Here is a 19,751-nt window from a genome sequence, read left to right on the forward strand (position 1 = left end):
TGGTGGGTGATGACGGGATCGAACCGCCGACCCTCTGCTTGTAAGGCAGATGCTCTCCCGGCTGAGCTAATCACCCTCGCGATGTTGCTTGTTGCGTTTGCTTCGCTGAGGCCGCGAAATTTACGCAGGTGGCGAAGCTAAGTCAATAGCCCCATTGAATTTTTTTCAAAAAAGGTAAAAACAGAACAGGGACCTTTCGGTCCCCCTTCCTATAACGCCGATCTCAGGTGTAGATCATCTTGCGGGTCATGCCGCCATCGACCACGAACTCCTGGCCGGTGACAAACGCCGCCTGGCGCGACAGCAGCCAGGCAACCATCGCCGCCACGTCTTCCACCGTCCCTACCCTGCCCGTCGGGTGCTGGGCATGGTCGGCTTCAGTCAGCGGCTCGGCACGGCGCTGCGACGGGTCGCGGGCATCGATCCAGCCCGGGCTCACCGCATTGACGCGAATTTCCGGGCCCAGGCTCATGGCCAGGGCATGGGTCAAGGCCACCAGGCCACCTTTGCTCGCCGCGTAGGCCTCGGTGTCGGGCTCGGACTGCCGCGCCCGGGTAGACGTGAGGTTGACGATCGCCCCGTTGTGCGCGCGCAGGTACGGCGCACAATGCTTGGCGAGCAACATCGGGCCGTTCAGGTTGACCGCCAGTACCCGGTTCCATTGCGCCAGACTCAGGCTTTCCAGGGTCTGGTTGTGCGGGTTGGCAATGGCCGCGTTGCACACCAGCGCGTCCAGGCGGCCAAACTGCCCCAGCACCTCGGACACCCCGGCGCTGACCTGGGCCTCGTCGGCAACGTCCATGGTAATGAACCAGGCGTTGTCACCGAGGGCCTTGGCCACCTTGGCGCCACGCGGGCGGTCAAGGTCGCTGAGCACCACTTGCCAGCCTTCGCAGATCAGCCAGGCGGCAATGCCCAGGCCGATGCCGCGCGCGGCACCGGTTACCAGGGCTACCCGGCCGTTGTGGCCTGGCACACTGCCGCCGATTTCGATCACAGTGCCGCCAGCCCGCGCGCCAGGTCTGCCTGCAGGTCGGCCACGTCTTCCAGGCCCACGGCAACGCGGATCAGGCTGTCACGGATGCCGGCAGCTTCGCGCTCCTGCGGCGACAGGCGACCGTGGGAGGTGGTGGCCGGGTGGGCGATGGTGGTCTTGCTGTCACCCAGGTTGGTGGTGATGGAAATCACCCGGGTAGCGTCGATGAAGCGCCAGGCGCCCTCTTTGCCGCCCTTGACCTCAAAGCTGACCACCGCACCAAAGCCACTCATCTGGCGCTTGGCCAGTTCGTGCTGCGGATGGCTAGGCAAGCCGGCGTAGTGCACCTTCTCCACACCGCCCTGCTGCTCCAGCCATTCGGCCAGGACCTGGGCGCTTTCGCAGTGCGCACGCATGCGCAGGCGCAAGGTTTCCAGGCCCTTGGTGAAGATCCAGGCGTTGAAGGGGCTGAGGGTCGGGCCCGCGGTACGCAGGAAACCCACCACTTCTTTCATCTGTTCGGCGCGACCGGCAACGACGCCACCCATGCAACGGCCCTGGCCGTCGATGAACTTGGTGGCCGAGTGGAACACGATGTCGGCACCCAGCTTCAGTGGTTGCTGCAGCGCCGGGGTGCTGAAGCAGTTGTCCACCACCAGCATGGCACCATGGGCATGGGCGATTTCGCTAAGCGCGGCGATGTCGACCAGCTCGGCCAGCGGGTTGGACGGCGATTCGACGATCAGCAGCTTGGTGTTGGCCTTGATGGCGCGTTCCCAGCCACTGAGGTCGACCAGTGGCACATAGTCCACCTGCACGCCAAAGCGCTTGAAGTACTTCTCGAACAGGCTGATGGTCGAGCCGAATACGCTCTGCGACACCAGCACATGGTCACCGGCGCTGCACAGCGACATCACCACGGCCAAGATCGCCGCCATGCCGGTGGACGTGCCCACGGCTTGCTCGGCGCCTTCCATTGCCGCCAGGCGCTCCTCGAAGGCCCGTACCGACGGGTTGGTATAGCGCGAGTAGACGTTGCCTGGCGTTTCACCGGCAAAGCGCGCAGCGGCATCGGCCGCTGTGCGGAACACATAGCTGGAGGTCAGGAACAGCGCTTCGCTGTGCTCGCCCTCGGGTGTACGGTGTTGACCGGCGCGCACCGCCAGGGTGTCGAAACCGACACCCTCGAGGTCGCTGTCCAGTCGCCCGGCATCCCATTGATCCGTCATGCCGTCGCTCCCTGAATCAGTTGTTGTAGAGGTCGATGATCGCGCTGACTGCCTGGGTCTTGACCTTGGCCAGATCGTTACGCGCCTGCTCGATACGGTCGAGATAGGCGGCGTCGATATCGCCGGTGACGTACTCACCGTTGAATACCGCGCAATCGAAGTGATCGATCTTGATCTTGCCGCCACCGACCGAATCGATCAGGTCCGGCAGGTCCTGATAGACCAACCAGTCGGCGCCAATCAACTCGGCCACTTGTTCGGTGGTACGGTTGTGGGCGATCAGCTCGTGAACACTCGGCATGTCGATGCCGTAGACGTTGGGGTAGCGCACCGCTGGGGCTGCGGAGCAGAAGTAGACATTCTTGGCACCGGCTTCGCGGGCCATCTGGATGATCTGCTTGCAGGTGGTGCCGCGCACGATCGAGTCGTCCACCAGCATCACGTTCTTGCCGCGGAATTCCAGTTCGATGGCGTTGAGCTTCTGGCGTACCGATTTCTTGCGCGCAGCCTGGCCGGGCATGATGAAGGTACGACCGATGTAGCGGTTCTTGACGAAGCCTTCGCGGAATTTGACGCCCAGGCGGTTGGCCAACTCCAGCGCGGCAGTGCGGCTGGTGTCCGGAATCGGGATGACCACGTCGATATCATGCTCAGGGCGTTCGCGCATGATCTTTTCGGCCAGTTTTTCACCCATACGCAGACGGGCCTTGTACACCGAGATGCCGTCGATGATCGAGTCCGGGCGGGCCAGGTAGACGTGCTCGAAGATGCACGGCTGCAGTTTCGGCGCTTCGGCGCACTGCTTGGTGAACAGCTGGCCGCCTTCGGTGATATATACCGCTTCGCCCGGCGCAAGGTCGCGGATCAGGGTAAAGCCGAGTACGTCCAGGGCCACGCTTTCCGACGCAATCATGTATTCCACGCCTTCGTCAGTGTGACGCTGGCCGAACACTACCGGGCGGATGCCATGGGGGTCGCGGAAACCGACGATGCCGTAGCCGGTGATCATCGCAACCACCGCGTAACCGCCGACGCAGCGGCTGTGTACATGGGAAACCGCAGCGAACACGTCTTCTTCGGTCGGCTGCAGCTTGCCACGCACCGCCAGTTCATGGGCAAACACGTTCAGCAGCACTTCCGAGTCGGAGTTGGTGTTGACGTGGCGCAGGTCGGACTCGTAAATCTCCTTGGCCAACTGCTCGACGTTGGTCAGGTTGCCGTTGTGTGCCAAGGTGATGCCGTAAGGCGAGTTGACATAGAACGGCTGGGCCTCGGCCGAGGTCGAGCTGCCCGCAGTCGGGTAGCGCACATGGCCAATGCCGATGCTGCCCACCAGACGCTGCATGTGGCGCTGCTGGAACACGTCGCGCACCAGGCCATTATCCTTGCGCAGGAACAACCGGCCGTCATGGCTGGTCACGATACCGGCAGCGTCCTGGCCGCGGTGCTGGAGGACCGTAAGCGCGTCATACAGCGCCTGATTGACGTTCGACTTACCGACGATACCGACGATGCCACACATGCGACGCAACCCCTACTTTGACGAAACTTGAGTGAATAGCGCTCAGGGCTTGGACGGCCCGAGCAACTGTTCCTTGAACGGAAGATCAGCCGGAGCGCTGATCAGCCCACTGGGCGTCCACTGGCCGGTGAAACCCAGGATCAGGTTTTTCGACCAGTCGGCGACCAAGAGAAATTGTGGTATCAGGCGTGATTCCTGCCACCAGGTATCTTGTTGAACCGGCCCCAGGCTGATAAGGCCTATAGCCACCACTACCAGCAAGGCCCCGCGCGCGGCACCGAAGGCCATGCCCAGGAAACGATCGGTGCCGGACAGCCCGGTCACACGGATCAGCTCGCCGACCAGGAAGTTGACCATGGCCCCCACCAGCAAGGTGGCGACGAAAAGAATGGCGCAGCCCGCGATGACGCGCATGGACGGCGTCTGGATATAGCTTTCAAGATACACCGAGAGCGAACCGCCGAACATCCAGGCAACCGCACCGGCAATGATCCAGATGAGCAAGGACAAGGCTTCCTTGACGAAGCCGCGCTTGAGACTGATCAGTGTGGAGACGGCGATGATCGCGATGATCGCCCAATCAACCAAGGTAAATGCCACGGTGCTGCCTGCAGACGTTTGAGGCGGCGCATTTTACCAGAGCGGCGGGCTGGGAGTAAGCGGAATGTCGGGTGGATTAGTGTTGGGCGGCACAGCCGCCCCGGCACACTAACTGCGCTCTGGCTGGAAACGCACCACAAAGCCCTTGAGGCTGTTCTGGCGATTGATGGCATCGCGCGTGCGCTCGGCATCGGCCCGCTCGATCAATGGCCCGACATACACCCGGTTCATGCCACCCGCCGAACGGATGTAGGCGTTGTAACCCTGGCTACGCAAGGTTTGCTGCAGCTTCTCGGCACCGGCGCGGTTGGACAGGCTGGCCAACTGGATCGACCAGCTGACCGGCAGGCCATTGACGTCGATCTTCGAAGGCGCCACCGGCTTGGCCGCCGCTGCGGTCGGTGCCGGAGTGGCAACCGGCTTCGGTTCGACCTTGGGCGCGGGAGCCTGTGGCTTGGCCGGCTGCACCTGCGCCTGGGTCTGCGGCGATGGCGTGATCGGCTGGCTGGGCGTACTGGCCGGCGCCGTGGACTCGTCAACCACCACAGGGGGCTGCTGCGGTTCTTCCGGAATGACCTGCGGTTCAGGCACGGCGACCGGCTCCACCTTCACCTCCGGAAGGCTTGGCATGGCCGGGGCCTGCGGGGCTTCGACGCGCACCTGGCGCATTTCGTCCTCGCGGGTGAACAGCATCGGCAGGAAAATCACCGCCAGCGCCACCAGCACCAGCGCACCCACCATGCGCTGTTTCATCCCTTTATCCAGCACTGCCATCTACTCCACCCTCCTGGGTGTGCCGCTGCAGCCATTCCAGCGCCTGGGCGACACAGAAAAACGAACCGAACAGCAGGATCTGGTCATCCGCCGTCGCCTGCGTGCATTGCCCCTCAAGGGCTGCGTCGACGCTGGCATAAGACTTCACCGCAGCGCCGAGGTTCGTCAAGGCCGTAGCCAGTTCCGCAGCCGGGCGGCTACGTGGGGTATCCAGCGGCGCCACAGCCCAGGCATCTACCAGGCCCTGCAATGGCGCGATAACGCCATCCAGGTCCTTGTCGGCGAGCAGGCCGAACACTGCCAGGCGGCGCCCCTTGAGCGGCCGGGCCGCCAGGCGCCGGGCCAGGTACTCTGCTGCATGGGGGTTATGGCCCACATCCAGCATCAACTCCACCGGTTTGCCCTGCCAGTGCAGCACACGGCGATCGAGTCGGCCGGTGATACGGGTAGCCAGCAGCGCCTGTCGCACCTGTGCGGCATCCCAAGGCAGGCCCATCAGCAGGTAAGCCTGCAGGGCCAGCGTGGCGTTCTCCATGGGCAGGTCGAGCAATGGCACGTCACGCAGCTCTACCTGCGCGCCATCTGCTGCGGTGCCACGCCAGCTCCAGGCGCTATCGGTAGTGACCAGGTCGAAATCACGACCGCGCAGGAACAGGGGCGCAGCCAGGTCGGCGGCCTTGTCCAGCAACGGCTGTGGCGGATCCAGGTCACCGCACAGGGCCGGCTTGCCCTGGCGGAAGATGCCGGCTTTCTCGAAAGCCACCAACTCACGGGTATCACCCAGGTAGTCGACATGGTCGACACCGATACTGGTCACCAGGGCCAGATCGGCATCCACCACGTTCACGGTGTCCAGGCGACCACCCAGGCCCACTTCCAGCACCACGGCATCCAGCTGCGACTGGTAGAACAACCAGAATGCAGCCAACGTGCCCATCTCGAAGTAGGTCAGGGAAATATCGCCACGCGCCGCCTCGACAGCGGCGAAGGCTTCGCACAGGCACTCATCGCTGGCCTCTTGGCCATCGATCAGCACCCGCTCGTTGTAACGCAACAGGTGCGGCGAGCTGTACACGCCGACCTTTAGCCCCTGAGCACGCAGCAGCGAGGCCACGAAGGCGCAGGTCGACCCCTTGCCGTTGGTGCCGGTTACCGTCACCACACGTGGCGCGAGCTTGCCCAACGCCAGCCGCGCAAGCACCTTCTGCGACCGCTCCAGGCCCATGTCGATGGCCGAGGGGTGCAACTGCTCGAGGTAGGCGAGCCATTCGCCCAGGGATCGTTGTTTCATCACGCGACGGCAGCCGCCTCACGTGCTTGCTCCGGGGTTTCCTGGCCGGTCATCTGTGCCAGCAGGCGGGCCAGACGCGGGCGCAGTTCACCACGCGAGATGATCAGGTCGATCGCACCGTGCTCCAGCAGGAACTCGCTGCGCTGGAAGCCCTCTGGCAGTTTCTCGCGTACGGTCTGCTCGATCACGCGCGGGCCGGCGAAGCCGATCAGGGCTTTTGGCTCACCGACGATGACGTCGCCGAGCATTGCCAGGCTGGCGGAAACACCGCCGTACACCGGGTCGGTCAGTACCGAGATGAACGGGATGCCTTCTTCACGCAGGCGCGCCAGCACGGCCGAGGTCTTGGCCATCTGCATCAACGAGATCAGCGCTTCCTGCATGCGCGCACCGCCCGAAGCGGAGAAGCAGACCATCGGGCAGCGGTGCTCCAGGGCATAGTTGGCCGCGCGCACGAAGCGCTCGCCGACGATGGCCCCCATCGAACCGCCCATGAACGAGAACTCGAAGGCGCTGACCACGATCGGCATGCCCATCAGGGTGCCGCTCATGGAGATCAAGGCATCTTTTTCGCCGGTCTGCTTCTGGGCACCGACCAGACGGTCCTTGTACTTCTTGCCGTCACGGAACTTCAGGCGGTCGACCGGCTCCAGCTCGGCGCCCAGTTCGGCACGGCCTTCGGCGTCGAGGAAGATATCGATGCGCGCACGTGCACCGATGCGCATGTGGTGGTTGCACTTGGGGCAGACATCCAGGGTCTTTTCCAGCTCCGGACGATACAGCACGGCCTCGCAAGCCGGGCACTTGTGCCACAGGCCTTCAGGCACCGAGCTCTTCTTCACCTCGGAACGCATGATCGAAGGGATCAGTTTGTCGACTAACCAGTTGCTCATGCTTTCTTTCTCCAGTATCGGCAGGCGGGGGCCGGTGTCGCCGGCCCTGCCCTGCCCTTGAGCTCAAAATCTTTTATGAAACGATGGTGGACCGGCCGCCGGGGCTTCCAGCGCGCCACTCCACCGCTAATGTGTTGTTCTGCCGCCACTTGTGCAGGCGGCTGCCCCGCAGGGCTGCGAAAGCTATGGACGATGGCGCGCAGCCAGCCGTCACATCTGCCATCACGCCTGTTTCACCGCTCGCATGAACGCCTCGATCTTCGCGGCATCCTTGATGCCCTTGGCCTGCTCGACGCCGCCGCTGACATCCACCGCGTAAGGCCGCACCTGGACAATGGCCTGGCCGACGTTATCGGCCGAAAGCCCGCCCGCCAAGATGATCGGTTTGCTCAGGTGTGCCGGCACCAGTGACCAGTCGAACGCCTCACCCGTTCCCCCAGGCACCCCCGCCACATAGGTATCCAGCAGTATGCCGCGGGCACCTGCGTAAAGCTGGCAGGCCGCCTCCAGGTCGTCGCCCGGGCGCACGCGCAGGGCCTTGATCCAAGGGCGGTGGTAGCCTTCACAGTCCTGCGGGGTTTCGTCGCCGTGGAACTGTAGCAGGTCCAGCGGAACCACTTCGAGGATCTCGTTCAGCTCGCAGCGGGAAGCGTTGACGAACAACCCGACCGTGGTCACGAACGGTGGCAGCTCGGCAATGATCGCCCGGGCCTGGCGCACGTCCACGGCCCTCGGGCTTTTGGCATAGAAGACAAAGCCGATGGCATCGGCACCCGCTTCAGCAGCGGCCAGTGCGTCTTCGATGCGGGTAATCCCACAGATCTTGCTGCGAACATTGCTCATGGACAGCGAATCCTGGTTGTTACGGTGAAAGGCCGGATGTTAGCAAATGACTTTTCGCCCGTCAGTCTGCCAATGCCTCGTAGCCAGTCAAAAAGTGTGGGCCGATGTAACGCTCGGGCAACGCATATTCCTCGGGATACTCCACCTTCACCAGGTAAAGCCCGTAAGGATGGGCTGTGACCCCGGCTTCACGGCGGTCGCACCCTTCCAGCACTTCACGCGCCCAGGCGACCGGACGCTCGCCGGCACCGATGGCCATCAGCACACCGGCAATGTTGCGCACCATGTGGTGCAGGAAAGCGGTGGCACGCACGTCCAGCACAATCATCTGGCCATGGCGGGTAACGCGCAGGTGGTAGATGTGCTTGACCGGCGACTTGGCCTGGCACTGACTGGCGCGGAAGGCGCTGAAGTCGTGGGTGCCGAGCAGGAACTGCGCGGCTTCGGCCATGCGCTCGACATCCAGCGGGCGGTGGTTCCAGGTCACCTCCTCGGCCAGGTGCGCCGGGCGGATCGGGTCGTTGTAGATGACGTAGCGGTAGCGTCGCGCACACGCCTTGAAGCGGGCATGGAAGTCGGCTGGCATCGGCCGCGACCAGGCCACGCTGATATCGTGCGGCAGGTTGAAGTTGGTGCCCATGGTCCAGGCGCGCTCGTCGCGCACGGCGCGGGTGTCGAAGTGCACGATCTGGCCGCAGCCATGCACACCGGCGTCGGTGCGCCCGGCGCAGATCACCGAAATCGGCTCGTTGGCGACTTTGGACAGCGCTTGCTCCAGTGCCTGCTGGACACTGGGCACGCCACTGGCCTGGCGCTGCCAGCCGCGGTAGCGGGCGCCCTTGTACTCCACGCCCAGGGCGATACGGGAATAGCCTTCGGCCGCGGATTCGGTGGTGGCGGTATCGATGATGTCCAAGCGCTTGAAACCTGTGGGGTGTACGGAATGGCGGGGATTATAACGACAACGGCAGCCGTGTAGGGCTGCCGTTGATTGTGCGTCGGACTATGCCTGCATCAAACCAGGCGAGAGAGTATGTCCTCGGCTTCCTGACGCTGGCCGTCGTCGCCGTCCTTGACCACTTCATCGAGGATATCGCGCGCGCCCTGGTTGTCGCCCATATCGATATAGGCACGGGCCAGGTCGAGTTTGGTGGCCACTTCGTCACTGCCGGAGAAGAAGTCAAAGTCCAGATCGTCCAGTGGCGGCTCGGGATCCGGCTGCGCAACCGCGTCTTCTGCAGTGAAATGCGGCTCCAGAGAGGGCGATTCCAGGCTCTGCGACAGCTTGTCCAACTCGGCGTTGACGTCGTCGAGCTCCGAGGCAAAGCTCTTGGCCGCCGGCGAATCATCTTCCAGCGACAGCGACAGGTCAAAGTCCGACGGCAGGTCGAAATCGGAGACTGGTTCGAATGCCGGCTCGCTGTCAAAGGCGGCCAGTTCGGCGGCAACATCCACCGGAGCCTCTTCAACGGCATCTGGAGCGGCCGGGGCAACCGGCTCACTGACATCAAGGTCGAAGTCAGACAGGTCCACGGCTGGCTGCGGCTCGGCCTGGGCCAGCATGGCCTCGAAATCGGCGTCAGCGTCGGCTTGCAGTTCGGCATCCACGGCAAACGGCGGTTCTTCCGGCTGAGCCTCTTCAAGCACAGGCTCATCCAGCACAGGCTCAGCAACAACCAACTCGTCAGGTACAGGCTCCTGCTGCACAGACTCGTCTAGCAGCGGCGCGGCCAGCGGATCTTCTTCGGGCAGGTCTTCACCCAGACTCAAGTCGAAGGCACTGTCCAGATCCTGCTCATCGAGGCCATGCGCTTCCAGGCCCGATACATCAAGGGTCGGCACATCATCGAAGGCATCCAGCTCAGTGCCTGGCTCGAACACGGCTTCAGGCTCCGCTTGTGCGACGACCTCTGGCTCAGCCTCCACTTGCGGCTCGAATTCAGGCACTTCCTCAGGCACCACGTCGGCAACCACTGGCGCCTCGGCGTCATCGTGCAGCAACTCCTGCACATACTGTTCATCCATCTCGGCAGCCAGCGCCGCCGCGCCCAGGCCAGCAGCGGCCAGGCCGAGCATGGCGGGGTAACGTTCTTTCAGCCCGGCGACTTCGGCAATGTTCTGCTCGCTGGCCGGCAGCTTGCGCTCCTGCTCGGCGAACGCGCTCTGGTCACCCTGGCGGGCGTACACGTCCATCAGCTTCAGGCGCAGGTCGTCACGTTCTGGCGTGGCAGCCACGGCGGGCTCCAGCAGGTCAGTGGCGCGGTTCAGGCGCCCTTCGGCCAGGCATTGGTCGACTTCCTCCAGCAGCGCGGCATGCGGGTCGGCTTGCGGTTCAGGCTCTGGCGTCGCCTCGGCGGCTGGCTCAGCTACTTTCTCCGCAGCAACGGCAGCGGCAGCCGAAGCGGCGACAACGGCTGGAGACAAGGTCACGCTCGGCTCCGAGACTTCGACGCCGTCGAGGCTTTCGGTATCGGTGTCGAAACCTGTGCCCTGCTCTTCTTCCAGCGCCCGCGCCATGCGCAGGTGCTTTTCAGCTTCTTGCTGGGCTTTGCGCTTGCGTGCCAGCAGCCACAGCAGCAGCGCCAACACCAGGATGCTGGAGCCGGCAATGATCCCCAGCAACCATGGGTTACCCAGGACTTGATCGAGCGCACCCTTCGGCTCGCTGACAGCTGCGGACTTGGCGGCCGGCACCGGCTTGGGCGCGGGCTTGGCCGCCGGCTGGGCCGGGGTAGCGGCAGCCGCTGCCGGAGCGACCGCGCCCTGAGCCTCAAGCCGGGCCAACTGGTCATTCTTCAGCTCGATCAGACGCTGCAGCTTGTCCAGCTGGCTCTGCAGATCGCCCATGCGGCTTTTCAGTTCTTCGTTGTCGCGGCGGCTGGTATCCAGGCTTTCCTGGGCCACAGCCAGCTTGTCATTCAACGCCTTGGTCTGGCCGGCCTGGTTGCCCGGGCTGACCAGACGCAAGTTGTCGCCCTGGGCGATGCGTGCCGGCGCAGCCTCGGCGGCACCACGGCGGGTAGCGTCTAGCTGGCGGGCACGCGGGCCCAGGCGACGGCCTTCGCGCCAGGCGGCATACTGCTCGGCCACTTCGCTGTTGGCCTCGCCCTGAGGAATGTTCTGGATCTGCTGCTGGTCGGGCAGGCGCAGTACCTGGCCAACCTTCAGCTGGTTGATGTTGTTGCCAATGAAGGCGTCCGGGTTCAGCGCCTGGATCGCGATCATGGTCTGCTGGATCGAGCCACCCTGCGTGTTGCGCGCGGCAATCTGCCACAAGGTGTCGCGGCGCTGGGTGGTGTAGCTGCTGGCACCGGTTGTGGCCGGTGTCACATTGCCCGCAGCCGGCTTGTCGCCCTGCGCTTTAGCCTGGTCAAGCAGCACGCTGTAGTCGCGCAGCAGACGGCCTTGCGGCCACATCACCTGAACCAGGAATTTGACCACCGACCCAGGCAGCGGCTGGCTGGAGGTAACTCGCAGCACGCTTTTGCCGTTGGGGTTGATTACCGGTGTGAAGGTCAGGTCTTCGAGGTAGGTCGGAAACGCCACCCCGGCCTTGCTGAACTCTTCCGGCGGCGCCAGGCTTGGCGCCACTTCGGCGGCTTTGAGGTCGCGCACATCGAGCAATTCGATCTCGGCGTCCAGCGGCTGATTCTGTGCCGACTTCAGGGTCAGCTCCCCCAGGCCCAGCGCATTCGCCATGCCAGACGACAGCGCCGATGCTGCAGCCATGGCCAGAACCAGTTTGCGAATTCGAAGCATGACCTCTTCCCTTGTATGAATCGTCCCGAAACCTGCATGCGGAGCAGGACAAAAGTGCTCGCCAGTATCTTTTACGGCATGTGTTTAATCAACAACTGTGCCACTTGCACGGCGTTGAGCGCGGCGCCTTTGCGCACGTTGTCGGTGGTCAGCCAGAGATTGAGCTGCTGATCTTCATCAACACCGTGACGTACACGACCAACATAGACCACGTCTTGGCCTACTGCGTCACCAACCGGGGTCGGATAATCATCACGCTCCACCAGCTCTACGCTGTCGGCAGCTTCCAGGGCCTGGTTGACCGCTTCGAGGTCGACCGGGCGACGGCTCTGCACGGCCACACTGAAGCTATCGCCGAAAAACACCGGGACTTGAACGCAGCTCACGGAAATCTTCAATTCAGGCATGCCCAGCAGCACGCGCAACTCGCTGACCAGGCGACGCTCCAGCGCGGTGTGGCCCTGTTCGTCTGCCGCGCCAACTTGGGCCAGCAGGTTGAAAGCCACCTGGCGATCGAAGAAGCGCGGCTCCAGCGGCCGGGCATTGAGCAGCTCTGCCGTTTGACGGGCCAGCTCGCTGACGGCCTCACGGCCTTGTGCAGACACCGCCAGCGATGCCATTACCTGCACCCGCTCGATGTCCAGCAGGCCTTTGAGCGGTGCCAGCGCGACAGCCACTGCAACGGCGGCGGAGCATGGGCTGACAATGCGTGCCGGCAGCGCCAGGCCGGACAGGCGTTCGGCATTGGCCTCAGGCACCAGGGCCAATGCGTCGTCCAGCCCCCCGGACAGGTCGATGACCGTGCAGCCTGCTTGCAGCGCCTTGCCGGCAAAGCTGCGGCTGACCGCAGCGCCTGTGGCGAAGAAGGCCAGCTTGACCTGGGCAAAGTCGAAGCTGTCGACTTCGCGTACCTTGAGCTTCTTGCCGGCGAACATCACGCTGCTGCCCGCCGACTCCATGCTGGCCAGCAGGTGCAGGGTGCCGACCGGGAACGCCAGTTCTTCGAGCACCTGTACCAGGGTTTCACCGACGCTGCCGGTGGCGCCGACGACGGCGATATCGAATGTAGGGTTCATGTTGCAGGCTGCCTCTGGCGAAACGGGAGCGGCACTTTACTCGCATTGCCCGGGCGAGGCCAACGCCGCTGATGTGCCGCTCTTCAGAACTGCTTCTCCAGCTTGAGGCTGACGCTGTTGCGCTCCCAGCTGTACAGCCAGTCGACGTTGCTGTTCACTTTGTTGTATTTGAACGTAAGGCTGGGCACCAGGTCGTGGAAGGCCAGGCCGGGGGCGCGCACGATAAAGGTATAGCCCTGCTCTTCCTCATGGCGCCGGTCATCGAGCAAGGCGCTGTAGGCGTCGTACTGGCGGGTGCGCCAGGAGGCGAACAGCACGGTGCTCAGGCCGATGTCGAAGTCCTTGGCGACGCCCAGGCGCAGGCCCCTCTGAAAGTAGGCCTCGGTGGCATCGCGGGTGTTGCGGTCGGTGAGGTCGAAACCGCCGAACAGCACCCACTGCTGCGGCAGGGCTTGCCACAGGGTGGCGTACACGGAGGCGGCGCTGCCGTCATAGGTGTCCGCGGCCTGGCGGCGGTAGGCCATGTCCTTGTATTCGCCTTCCAGCTTGAGCATGCGCGTGGCCGAAAGGTTGTGCATCCATTCACCGCGCAGGCCCCAGGCCGAGTACATCGGGTCGCTGCCGATGCGGTTGTATTCGAACTGCGGGCCCAAGCTGTACTGGTTGCGCCCGTCCTGATAGCTGTAGCCGGTGTTACCGATAAAGGTGTCTTCGTTGTACTTGGCCTCTTTGTCGTAGGCCTGCCCATAGGCCAGCGCCCGGGCAAACACGCCATGGTGGCCGGACAGCGCAACGCGCTTGTTCAAGGTGGCTTCGTAGTCGATGCCCTGTGCCGACACCGCCTTGGGCATCGTGCGCTCGACCAGGTACACCCCGTCGCTGGTTTCCAGGCGGTAGTGGGTGGTGCTTTCCGAGGACTGGTTGAGGTTGTCGTTCCAGGTTGGGCCAACGGCCAGCGAGCCTTGCCAGCTTTCGCGGTGGTCCAGTGCCTCGATGAAGCTGTCGACGGTATTGGCCAGGCCCTGGTTGCGCGCATCCGCCGGGCCAAGGCTTTGGCTGATCTGGCGAAAGGCGTCGGTAGATTCGCGGTCCTTGCGGTTTTCGAACAGTACCCGGGCCAGTTCCAGTTGGCCGGGGAGAAAGTCGCCCTGCAGCGCCAGCAACTGGCGGTAGTGCGCCTCGGCCTGTTCCAGGTCACCACGAGAACGGGCCAGTGCGCCATCGGCGTAGGCCAGCAGCATCGGGTCGTGGCCCGGCAGTGCAACGTAGCGGGCGCGGAACGCGGTTACATCGGCCCATTGCTGGCGCTGTACCGAAACATAGAGGGCGCGGCCGAGGTCGTCGAGGTTGTTCTCCACCCGGTAGGTCTGGCCATCGATGACCAGCGTGGTGCCGGCGATTTCATCCTTGAGCAGTTCACGCTCCTGGCGGTTGGCGCGGTATTCGATGCTCTGGTTCAGGCGCAGGTTGGTGTCCTGGTCGGCCTGGGTAATAGAGGGGAAAGCAAGTGGGAGGTAAAGCAGCAACAGGTAATGCAGGCGTGAAGGCTGGGGCATTGCTCGGCTCTCGGGGTGCCTTGAAATAGCTGCAAGCAGGGCTGCGTGGCAACCCTGCTTGCGCTTGACTGACCAGCATCAAGCGGGTCGGCTTACTTCTTCACGCCACCGAAAGCGGTGTCGTAGTTGCGGTTTTCGAACTTGGCGATGCCGGCCAGGGAGGCAGTGGCGCCGGCGCCGAAGAAGCTACCTTGGGTAGTGCCCGCCGACAGCTGCGCGTTGTTGCTCGGGTTCACGGCCTTGGAGGTACCCGAGAAGGATGCATTCGTTTTGTTGATGGTGGCATCCACAGTGACTCTCAGCGCGCTATTGCCGACGTAGCCGGTGAGCTTCGGCGCTGCCGCACCAAACGTTGCATTCATCTCACCCGACATCAGGTTGGCACCGGAGTAGTTGCTGATGCCCTGAACTGCATAGGAAACATTGGTGGTCGGCAGCACCCGGCCGGTGGTGTCGCCGGAGTAGTAGACAACACGGGTCGGGTCATTGTTGGTGCCGTTTTGCGACCACTCGCCAAAGTAGACGTGTTGCGTGGAAACCTGCTTGAAGTCGAAGTTGCCGAGGGCGGAGTGCGATGCCGGCATCATGGCCGGGGTAATGGTGGTTACACCATTGGTGTCAGCAGCAACCATGCCCTTGAGGCCGCTGAAGCCAACTTTTGCACCGCCGTAGAAAGCCGTCACACCCACGGCTGGCGCACCCGCTTCACCAGGGTGATTGGTGGAGTTGCCTTGGGAGCCACCTACTACGATGGAGCCCGCGTAGCTCTGCCCCGAGGATACGTCAGCCTGCGCAACGCCAACCAGGCCCAGAAGTGCAACTGCAAGTACGGAAACATTGAACGCTTTCATTTCATAATCCATTGATAAGTTAATAGTATCCAACACACAAGCACGTCCGACATTCGGCGTATTCACCCGTCCATAGTCATTCCACCTTAGAAGTTTGCAGTCAAACCGATTTTCAACGTTCGCCCTGGCGCGGGCATGGCCGAACGCGTCAAGGGATCCAGATAATAAAGGTTGCTCAGGTTGGTACCGACCAATTCGACACTGACGTCGTCCGTCACTTTATAATTGACATACGCGTCGTAGGTCACAATGTCATCCCACGACAACGGCGTATTGAGGTAATACGAGACCATGGGATTGCCGCTGTAATTGCTATGGAATTTGCTGTCGTGCCCTTTGTAGTAAATGACACGCCCACCGACCTCCAGACGACGGTCGAAGAAACGCGCTCCCAAGCCAAGATTGGCAGACCATTCAGGCATGGCCATGCCCACTAGATAACCCCCGAGGAACCCATCATCCACGCAATTGGCGATGCCGCCGTTAGCATCCAGCTGCATGGCCGAGTTTTCATCGCACACTTTATTTTTAAGCACATGCGCCACGCTCACGTCGGTAAAGAAACCGCCATTGTCGTACCGGCCTTGTAATTCGATACCTGCCGTCGTCTGTTTCTCAACATTGGAGAACACCAGTTGCGGGCTGCGCTCAATGACGTTATCCGTGGTGTTGTGATAGTAGGTAAGCTTGACATCCGCTTGCTCACTGCCTAGCCAACCACTGAGACTGTGAATGTAAGCCACTTCGTAGTTATGTGCATGTTCCGGTTCCAGCTGCCAAGGCGTCAGTGACGCAGAGAAGCCAACGGTACTTTCAAACATGCTCGGATAACGAATCGCTTCGCTGTAACGTAAATAGAACCGGCCATTCTCCGAGGTAAAGAAAGTCGCCGAGAGATTAGGTACCCAGCCTTGATCCCTGCGGTGCTTGGCCGAGGTGTCGACCGTTTGGTTGACCAGATTGCCCTCGTTGTCGACGTAGCCCGGTGAACCGTCATAGAACGTGGCGGTGCATCCCTCTATATCGCCAGCCGCTGCGGCTGCGATACACGGGTTGTTACTGCGCTGATATCGCCCTTTTCCGTCATGCGCCCAGTCTGCCGTGTGCTGGGTCGTTACTGAGCGCGGTGTATTGACTTCCGTCGCTTCAATGTCTGCCTGTATCTGCTCCTCGGTATAACCAAACATCTCCCATACCCATTGGTTGCCCGCGATGTTCTCGTCCACAGCCGCACGCCACTCTGCATCCGACAGTTGCCTGCTCGTGGAGTACGTGACCTGTCTACCGGTCTGCACGTACTGGGTAGTCACACCCGTATCACGCTGCCGCTTACTGAGAAAATCGTCGAACGACCAATACGAGGAATAACGACCACCCGCCGTAAAGCGCGCAAACGAAACCGGCTGCCAGTCAAAGTTGAAGTTGTACTCCTGCTCCTCACGTCGCCCTGCCCTTGGAAACAGTCGCGTTGCCCCGAACGTGCTCGGGTCTAACATGCTGTCACCCGAACTCAGTTTTTCATGCTGGTAGCTGCCACCCAGGGTCAGATCAAGACTGTCCAGCAGCTTGAGCTTGTTGCTGACCGTGAGCCCTGCACGGTCATGCTTGGCATTGGCCACGGCCGTGTTGCGAAACTCGCGGTTCTGCATCGTGGTTTCATTGGGCACACCACCCGAGCTGTAGGTATCGCTAACGGTTCGCGTCATCCACAGGTTGGAATAGAAGTCGACCCAACGGTTGTCGTCCGGGTTGAGCTTGTACTCGAGGTTATAGGCCTTGCTGTCCACATGGCTCAGCGGCCACTGCGGCACACCGTAGGTCGCGGCATCATAGGTACTGCCCGGGGTGAAGAAGGAAATACGCGAAGGCAGGATCTCGCCATACAACGAGTCGGTGGCGCGGTAGCCGAACTCCAGGCTCTGGCCTTCGTCGATCTTCCAGGTGGCCTTGGCCAGCCACGATTCCATCTTGCTGGAGCTGTTGGGCACTTCGTCGCCGGGCTTGTAGATGCGCGCCAGGTTGGGCACATAGTCCCACTTGCCATCCACCAGCTCGCCACTGGAGTAGTAACTGCTCTTGTTCTTGCCCGCGTAGTGGTTACCCTTTTCCCGATAGGCATAGGCGCCCATCAGGTCGAAATGCTCCTGTCGCGTCCCCAGCGCCAGCCGGTACGCCTTGTCGTCACTCGACAACAGGTCATTGCTGCTACTCGTGCGCGGGTGTTTGTACAACGCCGGGTCGTAATAGGAGTTGACCGGGATGTACTGGTAATCCGCACCCGGCATCTGCCCAGTCATCAAGGTGGGCAGCTTCGGCGATACCGAATTGTTGCTGCCCTCGATCTTGAACTCGCCGCCGAATGCCTCGCCTTCCTTGAGGATGTCATCGACGCTGAGGGTATTGGCCACCACCGCACCACCCACGCCGCTGTAGACATTGCGCTCCAGGTTCGGCCCCTTGATTACCTTGATCGAACCGATCAGGTTGGGGTCGATGTAGTTGCGGTTGTTGGCGCCCATGTAGCCGCGGTACACGGTCAGCGCCTGCTCGGTGCCGTCGATGGTCAGCGGCACCCGGCCAGGGCCCTGAATGCCGCGTACGTTCGGGTCCAGGGCACCGCTGTTGCGGGCGTCGCCGCTGTAAACGTTGAGCATGCCCTTGAACACGTCGGCGGGGGCGGCGCCCTTGTAGCGCTCGATCTGCTCCTTGCCGGCGTAGACGGTGGAAATGTCCTGGTCGTAGATGTCGCTGTAGCCCTTCTCGTCCCGCGTACGGCCGTCACGCTGACTGTAGACGTAGGTCGGGTGCAGGTCATCGGTGCCAGCGCTGGTGGCCGATTGCAGATGGATCACCGGGCGGTCGGGCCCGCCACTCAGGCTGAAGCTGATCGGCAAACCACTCAGCAATTGCTTGAGCGCACTGTCCAGAGAGAAACGACCCTGCACCGGGTTGGCGTACAGGCCATTGAAGGCGTCGCCGGTCAGGTAAAGCTCAGCGCCCGCCTGACGCGCCAGCTGTAGCATGGCATCTTCAAGTGCCCCGCCCTTCACATCGAACTGATGGTACTGGCCGGCCTGCGCGGCGGCGGCCGGGTCGCTGGCGGCCATGGCAGGCATTACCGGCGTGGCGCCGCAGCAGGCCAACAGCGCCAGCTGAATTCCCAGGCTCAGCTTTCCACGTTGAGGGGCAAAACGCCCTGAAGCTCCCTTTGACATCGTTTCCAAGCACCCTAGCTAAAGACAAATAAGAGTTATTTGCATTCAGTAACGTGCGAAGCTGGAAAACGCAGTAGAGCGATATGATCTATTAAATATATTTTTTAGATCAGTAAATGAGCAATACGCCTGGAAGCTCCAGTACCCGGGCGTGCGCCTGGCTGGCCAGTTGTCTGAGGGCATCATCGACGTGGTCGATCCGTGCCACGGCACTCACCGGCAAGCGCCGCAGCGCTTCGCCGCGCACCACCGTCAGGCCCGCGCGATAACGGCCCAACTGCTCGGCCGCCTGGGCCAGGGTTTTCTGGCGCAGTACTACCCTGCCCTCCTGCCAGCTGGCCAACTCCTCAGGGGATTGCTCAAGCGGCCTCAGCCCGGCATGCGGGCCGAAGTACAGGCTGTCGCCTTCCTGCAACACGGCAGAAGCCGATACATCGTTCAGCCCATGGGATACCAGGTTGATCTCGACACTGTGCTGCAGCACGCCCACCCAACCGGAGCGTTCGTCCTGGTCGACCGCGACCAGGTAGCGGGTCCCGCGAGCCGTCACGGTTGCTCCTGGCGTGCTGACCGTGAATGGCCGTGGCTCGGCCTCACCCACCGGTGAAGGGCTGAACACCGCCTCGCCGCGCTTCAGGCGCACAGTCCGCCGTTGCCCGTCATAGGCGATGCTGAGAATGCTGCGGCTGCCGAGCTCGACCTGGCTGCCGTCATTCAGCGTGACATGGCGTACCTCGCCATAGCCGGTCTGGTAGTCGGCGCCAAGGCCTTGCAGCCAGAAAGGCGGCGCCAGCCATAGCCAACAGGCCATGGCCAACCCGCTGAGCGCGCCACCGCTGGCCCAGGGCCGCTGCCATGCGGCCTGTAGCCAGCCCAGCGGCCCGGCAGCGCGGGCCGGGCGTGCTGGCCTGACATACCCCTGGCGCAGCGCTGCACTGACCTGCCACGCCCGGTCAAGGCGCTGGGCGATGGCTGCATGCCGGGGGTCGGCCTCCAGCCAACGCCGATAAGCCGCTTGCTCGGCGGGGCCGAGGCGACCTTGACGGTGTTTCATGACCCAGTCGGCGGCTTTGCGCTCGATCGGATCAACTGGTTCTGTGGGGTTCACGGTACGGTGATGCTGCCTGTTGGTGTTTTTCTGGTGGCCCGGCCAGGTCAGCACTTGC

15 protein-coding genes and 1 tRNA gene are annotated in these 19,751 nt (G+C 62.6%); all 16 read right to left on the reverse strand.

Features of this window, described 5'->3' with window-relative positions:
• Window positions 1–76, reverse strand: a tRNA-Val gene (locus QQL85_RS26035).
• A 147-nt stretch (window positions 77–223) separates the two neighbouring features.
• Window positions 224–997 (reverse strand): SDR family oxidoreductase, encoded by a 774-nt coding sequence (locus tag QQL85_RS26040; protein WP_284357275.1) that lies wholly within the window; start codon window positions 995–997, stop codon window positions 224–226.
• Complete coding sequence (locus QQL85_RS26045; RefSeq protein ID WP_284357274.1) at window positions 994–2,205, reverse strand: O-succinylhomoserine sulfhydrylase; 1,212 nt, start codon at window positions 2,203–2,205, stop codon at window positions 994–996. Before QQL85_RS26045 ends, QQL85_RS26040 begins: the two co-directional genes overlap by 4 nt.
• Window positions 2,206–2,221: 16 nt before the next feature.
• Window positions 2,222–3,727: an amidophosphoribosyltransferase gene (purF, locus tag QQL85_RS26050; protein WP_284357273.1), complete on the reverse strand. Its 1,506-nt coding sequence runs from the start codon at window positions 3,725–3,727 to the stop codon at window positions 2,222–2,224.
• Window positions 3,728–3,769: 42 nt separating this feature from the next.
• Window positions 3,770–4,327: a CvpA family protein gene (locus QQL85_RS26055; RefSeq protein WP_016715904.1), complete on the reverse strand. Its 558-nt coding sequence runs from the start codon at window positions 4,325–4,327 to the stop codon at window positions 3,770–3,772.
• Window positions 4,328–4,435: 108 nt separating this feature from the next.
• The gene (locus QQL85_RS26060) at window positions 4,436–5,101 is read right to left on the reverse strand and encodes an SPOR domain-containing protein (RefSeq protein ID WP_284357272.1); all 666 of its coding nucleotides are present in this window, start codon (window positions 5,099–5,101) and stop codon (window positions 4,436–4,438) included.
• Window positions 5,085–6,392 (reverse strand): bifunctional tetrahydrofolate synthase/dihydrofolate synthase, encoded by a 1,308-nt coding sequence (folC, locus tag QQL85_RS26065; RefSeq protein ID WP_284357271.1) that lies wholly within the window; start codon window positions 6,390–6,392, stop codon window positions 5,085–5,087. The genes QQL85_RS26060 and folC overlap by 17 nt, the downstream gene beginning before the upstream one ends.
• Complete coding sequence (gene accD, locus QQL85_RS26070; RefSeq protein WP_105945325.1) at window positions 6,392–7,285, reverse strand: acetyl-CoA carboxylase, carboxyltransferase subunit beta; 894 nt, start codon at window positions 7,283–7,285, stop codon at window positions 6,392–6,394. Before accD ends, folC begins: the two co-directional genes overlap by 1 nt.
• 222 nt (window positions 7,286–7,507) lie before the next feature.
• Window positions 7,508–8,128, reverse strand: a complete 621-nt coding sequence (locus QQL85_RS26075; RefSeq protein ID WP_284357270.1) for a phosphoribosylanthranilate isomerase — start codon at window positions 8,126–8,128, stop codon at window positions 7,508–7,510.
• A 61-nt stretch (window positions 8,129–8,189) separates the two neighbouring features.
• Window positions 8,190–9,044, reverse strand: coding sequence for a tRNA pseudouridine(38-40) synthase TruA (gene truA / locus QQL85_RS26080; RefSeq protein WP_284357269.1), 855 nt, complete (start codon window positions 9,042–9,044; stop codon window positions 8,190–8,192).
• A gap of 98 nt (window positions 9,045–9,142) precedes the next feature.
• A complete protein-coding gene (locus QQL85_RS26085; protein WP_284357268.1) occupies window positions 9,143–11,887 on the reverse strand; it encodes a FimV/HubP family polar landmark protein in 2,745 nt (914 codons plus the stop codon).
• A gap of 71 nt (window positions 11,888–11,958) precedes the next feature.
• The gene (locus QQL85_RS26090; RefSeq protein WP_284357267.1) at window positions 11,959–12,963 is read right to left on the reverse strand and encodes an aspartate-semialdehyde dehydrogenase; all 1,005 of its coding nucleotides are present in this window, start codon (window positions 12,961–12,963) and stop codon (window positions 11,959–11,961) included.
• 83 nt (window positions 12,964–13,046) lie between these two features.
• On the reverse strand, window positions 13,047–14,519 hold the full coding sequence (locus tag QQL85_RS26095; RefSeq protein ID WP_284357266.1) for a surface lipoprotein assembly modifier: 1,473 nt from the start codon (window positions 14,517–14,519) through the stop codon (window positions 13,047–13,049).
• Window positions 14,520–14,611: 92 nt separating this feature from the next.
• Complete coding sequence (locus QQL85_RS26100; RefSeq protein WP_284357265.1) at window positions 14,612–15,370, reverse strand: Slam-dependent surface lipoprotein; 759 nt, start codon at window positions 15,368–15,370, stop codon at window positions 14,612–14,614.
• 86 nt (window positions 15,371–15,456) lie between these two features.
• A complete protein-coding gene (locus QQL85_RS26105; RefSeq protein WP_284357264.1) occupies window positions 15,457–18,585 on the reverse strand; it encodes a TonB-dependent receptor domain-containing protein in 3,129 nt (1,042 codons plus the stop codon).
• A gap of 109 nt (window positions 18,586–18,694) precedes the next feature.
• Entirely contained in the window at window positions 18,695–19,747 is a 1,053-nt protein-coding gene (locus QQL85_RS26110; RefSeq protein WP_349816523.1) for a FecR family protein, read from the reverse strand.
• Window positions 19,748–19,751 lie beyond the last annotated feature (4 nt).

Source organism: Pseudomonas putida (genome assembly GCF_030159595.1).
Taxonomy (GTDB): Bacteria; Pseudomonadota; Gammaproteobacteria; order Pseudomonadales; family Pseudomonadaceae; genus Aquipseudomonas; species Aquipseudomonas putida_AC.